The 7903-nt window shown below is 41.8% G+C and carries 8 protein-coding genes; 3 read left to right on the top strand and 5 right to left on the bottom strand.

Features of this window, described 5'->3' with window-relative positions:
• Positions 1-146 precede the first annotated feature (146 nt).
• Positions 147-572, top strand: coding sequence for an HMG-box domain-containing protein (locus tag E1163_RS04540; protein ID WP_155169954.1), 426 nt, complete (start codon positions 147-149; stop codon positions 570-572).
• A gap of 75 nt (positions 573-647) precedes the next feature.
• On the opposite strand, the gene E1163_RS04535 is transcribed toward E1163_RS04540, so the two are convergent.
• From E1163_RS04535 to E1163_RS04515, 5 genes are all read right to left on the bottom strand, one after another.
• On the bottom strand, positions 648-1499 hold the full coding sequence (locus E1163_RS04535) for a hypothetical protein (RefSeq protein WP_155169952.1): 852 nt from the start codon (positions 1497-1499) through the stop codon (positions 648-650).
• A gap of 16 nt (positions 1500-1515) precedes the next feature.
• Positions 1516-3627: a PrsW family intramembrane metalloprotease gene (locus E1163_RS04530; protein ID WP_155169950.1), complete on the bottom strand. Its 2112-nt coding sequence runs from the start codon at positions 3625-3627 to the stop codon at positions 1516-1518.
• Between the two features lie 99 nt (positions 3628-3726).
• Positions 3727-4599, bottom strand: coding sequence for a DUF4846 domain-containing protein (locus E1163_RS04525; RefSeq protein WP_155169948.1), 873 nt, complete (start codon positions 4597-4599; stop codon positions 3727-3729).
• Positions 4600-4605: 6 nt separating this feature from the next.
• The gene (locus E1163_RS04520) at positions 4606-4908 is read right to left on the bottom strand and encodes a hypothetical protein (RefSeq protein ID WP_155169946.1); all 303 of its coding nucleotides are present in this window, start codon (positions 4906-4908) and stop codon (positions 4606-4608) included.
• Positions 4908-5336, bottom strand: coding sequence for an RDD family protein (locus tag E1163_RS04515; RefSeq protein ID WP_155169944.1), 429 nt, complete (start codon positions 5334-5336; stop codon positions 4908-4910). Before E1163_RS04515 ends, E1163_RS04520 begins: the two co-directional genes overlap by 1 nt.
• Before the next feature lie 145 nt (positions 5337-5481).
• On the opposite strand from E1163_RS04515, the gene E1163_RS04510 reads away from it, so the two are divergent.
• Positions 5482-6480, top strand: a complete 999-nt coding sequence (locus E1163_RS04510) for a DUF6268 family outer membrane beta-barrel protein (RefSeq protein ID WP_155169942.1) — start codon at positions 5482-5484, stop codon at positions 6478-6480.
• Between the two features lie 134 nt (positions 6481-6614).
• Positions 6615-7903: alkaline phosphatase D family protein (locus tag E1163_RS04505; protein ID WP_185155955.1), on the top strand; the 1289-nt coding region annotated here is incomplete at its 3' end.

Below are 7903 nucleotides of genomic sequence, written 5' to 3'. Positions count from 1 at the left end.
CCCTTGTATCAGCCAAAATCCGGCTATCGCAGCCTGCACCTTTCCATTCGTTGAAAATATCCGGCTGTTGATTGAATACATTAATTAGCCCGGCACAAAAGCCTGATTTTTGCCGTTGATGCACTCAGGAACTAAAAAGAATAAAAATGAAAAATTCAAGATTATTATTTACTGTAATGTTCATGTTAGGCGTTACAGTGGCATTTGCACAAGATATGGACAGAAAAGAGTGGGATCCGGAGAAAATGTCGGAACGGGAAATAGAGCGGGTTGGAGAGGCTATACCTGACCTTTCTGAAGATCAAAAGGTAAAGCTCAAAGAGGCCAGTGTGGAGCACTTCGAGCAAATGAAGGCTTTTCGAGAAGAGAATAAGGAGGAACGTGAAGCAAGAAAGGAAAAAATGCAGGGCTTCCATGAAGCAAAGCTGGCTACATACAAAGAAGTGCTGAGCCGGGAACAGTATGTAAAGCTTTTAGAACATATGGTGACTCACCCGAGGCACGATGGTCCCAGAGGGCATAGAGGAGGCCATCCGCATAAAGGCAGACACGGAGACAGGAATAATAAATAAAGAGAAGTAGTTGTTTTAGGGTTTAGGTTTATTGGATCAAGTCCATCCGGGAATTAGGATGGACTTTTTTTACACTTACTGGCTTATAATTTCAATTTTCTGAGTGGTTTTTACATTGGCCTTTGCCTTCACAGTTAACTGGGCTGTCTTAACTGAAAAGCTCATATTCAAATCTGAGCTGGTATCGGTAATAAAATTATGAGCTATATCATATACTGAGGATCCTGTACCACTGCCCTCAGCTTCCATATTGCCACCTTCCATATCGCCTTGCAGTTTTAATTCCTGATCCAGGTCAAAATAGGCTTTATTATCGGTAATGTCTTTCAACTTATAGGTAGTTACAATCATGATTTGAATCGGACTTGCCCCTGCCATAGGCACGGTCATGGGTACTTCCTGCTTAAATTCGTCGCCAATTTTCATGGGTTTCTCAGGATACTTTACGTTTTTCATTAATTGCTCCGTCATTTGTATCACTGCGGACTTTAGCTCGGGAGCTAGATTTCCAGTCACTGAGTCCACCTTTAGGTTGATATCTTCAGAGATCAGTCCATATATTTTTGCGCCTTGGAGAGGACTTTCCTGGCTGGGGGTGGAAACGCCATTTAGCGATTGATTCGCATAAATATCCTCATAAGTAGTAGTAAAAGAAAACTCGTCATCAGTGTTTTTTACACCGGTTTTAGTAGTTGTAGTAAAGCTTTGCTCAGCATTCACTTCCATCGGTAAGGTTGTACCACTGGCCGCAATCTGATCCAGTATTTGCTGGTCTGCTTCAAAATCTACAGTGGAAGCAGAGTTGGTACTCATCACTACTTTATAAGTTGTATTAGGGGACATCTTTGCTTTAAACAAGATCTCATCCTGGGCAAAAGAATGCAAAACAGGAAGGCCAAGAGCAAAAGTTAATAGAAGCTTCTTCATCACTAGTTAAATTGTATTAAGTATTTACCGGGGCAAACTTGCCAATTTTTATCCACCCATGAGAATCAAATAAATTTTTTGATACATTTTTATTTTGCAATAGCTGTAAGTTGGGAATTGTCCGGAAGTAAGAGTAAAGGTCATCCTCATACTTTAAAGACTCGTTCTGATATCGCAATTTTATGAGTACATATGATGATTCCCGATCTGCCAGAGGCAATTCGGAATCCAGTTTAACCAGGAACCAATGTGGGTCAGGATCATTTTCCTTATAGAGGATTACCCTGTCGATGATTATACCTGAAACAGGCTCAGCAAGCAGGTCAGTTAACGCCGGGTTATAGGGATCGTTTTCAATGTAAATATGAATCCCCACATAATTGTGCGCCTTTATGGAGTTAAGCAAAAACCAACTTGTAAGCAGCTTGGATTGGGGCAATGTGCCATATCCCCTTTTCTCTCTGCTACTAAAGTTAAAGGTGCTGAGGTTGGAGCCGAAAAATACGATCAGTAATCCTGCCGAGGAGATACTCCCAACCAGAGCATCATGAGCTTCTGTGGGCCCATAATCCCACCCCACCATGATATACTCTATGCCTAAAATAAACGTCAGGGCCAGGGTTAGAAATAAGCGCGAACCCTCTGCTTTGGATACCATTTTATAATCGAAGAAAGAGGAATTGTTGAGGCTGTTATTGATCATGATGATCCATACCTGTACAATAAAGATAAAAAACAGGATAAACAGTAAAACAAGCTTCTGAAACAAAAAGAAATCATACAGGCCATGCACCACACTTGCTGCCAGAAAGGAAACAGCGAAAGCCAATATTGGGTGGTAAGCATTATTTTTGAACCGGCTTATGACCAAGCCGTATGCGGCAATCGAGGTAGCCATCATGTGGCCTACCACTGACATGTATGCCCTTCCGTGGATGATGCCACCGGCTACATCCTGAAAATAGAGCAGGTTCTCTACAAAAGCAAAACCAAGAGCAGATGCGGAGGCATAGATAATATAGTCAATAGGCTCTTTAAGCACTTTTGTAAATAGTGCAAGCAGAATAAACGGGAATATTTTTACCAGTTCTTCAGGTACACCTATCGCAAAAATAGCATAGAAGAGGTCTCCGAAAAAACTGCCGTCCATTTCCCAGTTCAGGAAAATATTCTTCATGTCAATTATTAACAGAACCCCCAACACCGAAAGCATGCCTGAGAATAACATCAATATGAAGTATACAATTTTGTCAGGATTAAAGATGTCCAGCCGGATCAGGTAGATCAGCCATACAGCGGCAATGGCCAGGGCAGCCATCAGGCCCATCAGCTTAATGGGCTCAAATATGGTACCTAATGACCAAATAAAATATTGAACCGGTTGTAAATCGTACAAATAGGTCTGTCGTCTCAGGGAATAAGAAAAGTATTGCGAGGCACTGCCATAGTTGAGCAGGTCATAAAGCTTCGTGTAATTTTTACTTTTGGTATACTTAATAATGAGAAGGCCAACAGTTTTGCCAAAGTAACTGCTTGAAGTTTCGAGCTCTTTCCAAAAGTATTCGTCTGATTGCTCTGGAGTTTCGGATTCGTATATTTTGCCCAAGTAGTAATTTAAATAAGGTATTGATGTTTGGGATATTTTATTCAGCCAATTTAGAGATTCATCATAGTCGTTTTCCAGAAAGTGAATTATTCCCAACCCAAACGCCCCCAGCGTAGTGTCTCCATTGCTATACTGATGGGTGTACCACTCCTGCAGTTTCTCCACCTCTTTATAATGGTGGCCATCGCTTAGCTCCCAGTAATCTGGCAAGGCCATATATGTGGTAATAAATTCATGTTGGTAAGCCAGGTTATTGATATAATCATTTAACCCTTCAAACTTCAGGTCATGTTTTACTGCATCACGCACACTATCCTGAGGGTTATAGACGCTCACTACTTCTATAGGTTTGGGAGTTGGCAGTTGCTCTACAAGAAGATAACAAATGGTTAAAAAAGTAATGCTCGAAATGGCCGCAATGGACATCGGGGATTTAAGCAAAGCTTTTGGGTCAGATGTAGTTGAAAATTTCCAGTAAATATAAGCTCCTACTAAAAGGAGGAACAAAAGAATAAAAAACATCAGCAATATTGAATAGATACAAATTACTAATATAATTGTTTTATTCTAGCTGCTGCTTATCTGAGTGATTTTTTATTCAAATCTTTTTTAAGACTGGCTTTATTCCCCAAACCTTTTCAAATCTTTATTAGTAAATGTCCATTCGGGTGTCTCCAGCACTTCTCCAAAATCGGCAGAGTACCACGGGCTGATGTCTTCATTCCTGTTTTTAAGGATCTGTATTTGCTGGGCCGGCATGTAGCTTTGTGCCAGTAAAAATATTTTTTCCCCTGTTTCAGGCCTGGTGGCCACATCAACTACAATGACGGCATGGCCGGGCGAGCCGCCCTGTACAAATACATCACCTATCTGCAACTGGTCGGTTTTAACAGGTTTCAGTTCTTTTGCCAGGGATAAAGTACCTGCGTAGCTGAAAATGATCTCCATATATTTCCAAAAATCCTTATAGGTATTTGATGGCGAACCTGCCTGGTACCACGACACATCATTTCCCTTTACTGCTATTCTCTTACCCTTCATCCATTCGGAATAATCCACTCTGAAACCATTGGTAAAATTGAAGTGTATTTTGTCATACTCCTTCTGGTTCCATAAGTGTTCTGCCCTTAGCCTCATAACGGCATCCGCACACTGGTGGAGGTCGCGTTCCCCTATTTCAAGATCGACCACGGCGGTATAAACATTGAAATTAGGTTTGGGAAGCCCGTTGTAGAACCTTACCATAGTGCCGTCTGGTTTTAAAGGTAGTTGCCTGAGGTACTGTCCGAACGATTTTTCAGCAACCGGAACCCTCTCAAAACCGTCCGGCGTGTTTATTCTTGCTTCAAGAGTATTGCCTTCGGTATTAATTATTGGTTTTTCGGTATGGTCGTCTCCTATGCTTCCGGCAGTTGCCTGACTGTTGCCACCTGTTTGTGCGCAGGCCTGAAACATAAGAGAGCAGGTTATTAATAGTACAAAACGGGTTTTCATGTGCTACTATTCAATCAATTGATAAGTTCCTGTTTTTTCCTCCTGCAAATAGAGGTGCTCCAGCTTTTTACTTAACTCTGCATATTCTTTTTTATTGCTTTCGAGGAAGTTTTCATAAGCCTGTTGTGAAGTCCAGGTATCCAACAGCATATACGTATCTGGCTCCTCTGTCAGTTTGTATAAGAATGAACCTTTATATGCCTGTGAAATGCGAAAAAATGTTGCCCAGGATCCTTTCGGGCCATATTCATGTTCGAAATCTGCCTTATGAGCAAGTGCAGTCCTATAGTTCCATGCTACGATATGCATTATTCAGCTACCTGTTGAACGGTTACCGACCCCTCCGTATGTACCACAACAGACTGCGCGAGATAATCATGAATGGCTCTTCTTTTATCATTTCCTGTGACAGTGAGCAGTGACAGCCAGCCTAAAAGCGATTTGAATATAAAGCGTAGCAGCGCCATATGAAACAATAGCTTTTTTTCCGGCTTATCTTCTCTCCTTACCCTCAGCCCCAGGAGGTAATGCCCAAGCGTTCCGCCAAATGCACTCGTAAATAACGGATCATATAAATAAAAAATGAATACGAACGCTATCATTCGGGAATTATCAGAAATATGGTCAAAGCTTGAAAACAAATATGTAGTGAAAATCATTAAGACCATTAGCACTACAACATCTGCCATAAGTGCTTTAACACGTGTGGGTAGCGTTGGGTAGGTTTTCTGAGACATGGTAATTTCTTTTAAGCCTACTATTTACAATTTTTCTCGATAAATTCATATATGAATTGTATTTAGAAATTATTTATTTTTGTACAATGCCTTCTTGGAACTTAATGGCAGTAGCAGCAGTTTAGGCACTTTATAAAGTCAGTTTATGAAGAAAATCTTTAGCACTGTATTTATTCTACAACTGTTTTGCTTTGCAGTGGTCAATGCACAGGTAGAAAAAGAAGAAGCACCTGAGCTTGACAAAGTAATCGCCATCCCCTACAGGCCCAAAATTGCAGAGTTTAGCTACAATACACTAGGCGAATACAATACCTATTGCACTTCTGATGAATTCGGAAACTCAAGCTCTGAAGTGGAGCGGGATAGCCAGCTTAAATTGCGCCTCGGTATACCTCTTGTAATGAAGGATTCCAAACTGTTTGGTATTCAACTCAAATATGACCGGCATAATTTTGTACTGGACTTTGAAGACTCACCGGAGCACTATGAACTTTATGACCATATAGAAAGGAGAAGCTTTACCAGTTTGGGTGCGAGATTCTTATTTCAGAAGTCGCTGGATGATACCCGGGAACTTACGGTAATAGCCGGAGGTGAGATAAAAAGTGACGAAATTGTACTGAATAAAAATACCGGGAAGTACTACACGCACATTGCCTACAGCAAGCAACTAAATAAGCGCACAAAGATTGGTGCCGGCCTCATGATGTCATACACTCTTGGCAGGCCACAGGTGTACCCTTTGGTAAGCTATGAGCGCAGGCTCAGCAGCAAATGGACGCTTGACCTGAATCTTCCAAAGCAGGCGGCACTACGCTACAGGGCCAATGAGAAGTTTTATATTACTGCATCTACAGAAGTAAAAGGCTGGCGCTATGCGGTCAACAATGCTGTATTGTCAGAGGAAAACCACGGCCTCACGTTGCGTAAATCCGATATCAATTTTGGTCTGAGCTTCGAGCATGAAGTGCACGACTGGCTATGGCTTGGCCTTGATATGGGGCTATCCAAAAACCTGCGCTACTTCCTGGCCGAACCCGGCGACGGGCGTAAAGATGCAGTCATTGACCTCACCGCTGATGATACACCATACGTAAAATTTGGTCTGTTTATAGTTCCTCCTAAAAAGATGTACCTGAAATAAGCGTACAAGGCTTTCAGGCTTTTTCATCAGGCCATTGATCAAAAATTCATCTGCCCTTAATATGGAAGTAACTGATATATGTTAATTTTCATGCAAATTGCCGGCAAAAAATCACCCGGTTTATAAATTGCATTATGAAGCATTATCAATCAGTTATTTTACTTATCGCACTCATCACAGCCTGCGGACCATCGAAAACTAAGGAGGAGCAACTTCCAAAACTGCCGAAAGATGGTATTGCACAATATTACGACAACAGTTTAAAGCCCTTTTATCACGGAGTGGCTTCCGGCGATCCGCTTACGGATAAAGTTATTATCTGGACAAGGGTAACACCGGAAGATTCATTAAAAGCGATAGAAGTGGACTGGGAAATTTCAACAGACGAGCAGTTTAAGAATATAGTTAACTCGGGTAAAGTTTCTACAAGCCCGGTGGATGATTATACTGTAAAAATTGACGCAGACAAGCTCCTGCCTGATACCAAATATTTTTACAGGTTTAAAGCCCTTGAGGCTGTTTCGCCGATAGGCCGTACCAATACAGCCCCGGAGTCCATGGTCGACAGCCTTAAATTTGCAGTAGTAAGCTGTAGTAATTATGAGTGGGGATATTTCAATGCCTACAAAAAGCTTGCAGAACGCAATGACATAGATGCTGTACTCCATCTTGGCGACTACATTTATGAATATGGAGCCGGGGGCTATGGGGATACTACTCTTAATAGGATCCACATTCCCGGCCACGAAATCATATCTTTAGAAGATTACCGATTGCGTTATTCTCAGTACAGGCTGGATCCTGATTTGAGGGCTGCACATCAAAACCATCCGTTCATTACCATCTGGGATGATCATGAGATCGCTAACAACTCTTATACGGAAGGAGCCCAGAACCACCAGCCTGACGAAGGCCCATATGCTGAAAGAAGGGAAGCAGCTAGAAAAGCATACTACGAGTGGCTTCCCGTAAGGCCATCCAATCATTTGTATAGAAACTTTAAATACGGAGAACTGGCTGAGCTTATTATGCTTGATGAGCGACTGGAGGCACGGACAGCTCCTGTAGATAGTGTAATGGATCCTACTTTTGAAGACGAGAATAGAGCAATGCTTGGCACTACACAAATGCAGTGGTTCGAAGACCGGTTAAAAACAACTAATGCGCAATGGAAGGTAGTTGGCAACCAGGTAATTTACTCATACCTCAACTGGGGGCGCCCGACCTTTAATATCAATCTCGATTCATGGGATGGTTATCCTGTAGAGCAAAAGAAAATTGCTGAATTTATAAAAAGCAATGAAATTGAGAATGTTGTGTTCGTAACCGGAGATACCCATTCTGCATTCGCTTTTGAAGTTACCGTCAATCCGTTTAGTGATTATGACCCCATTTCCGGTCAGGGTGCATTTGCCGTTGAGTT

It is taken from the genome of Fulvivirga kasyanovii (assembly GCF_009711405.1).
Lineage (GTDB): Bacteria > Bacteroidota > Bacteroidia > Cytophagales > Cyclobacteriaceae > Fulvivirga > Fulvivirga kasyanovii.
This window is presented reverse-complemented; position numbering and strand designations above follow the sequence as displayed.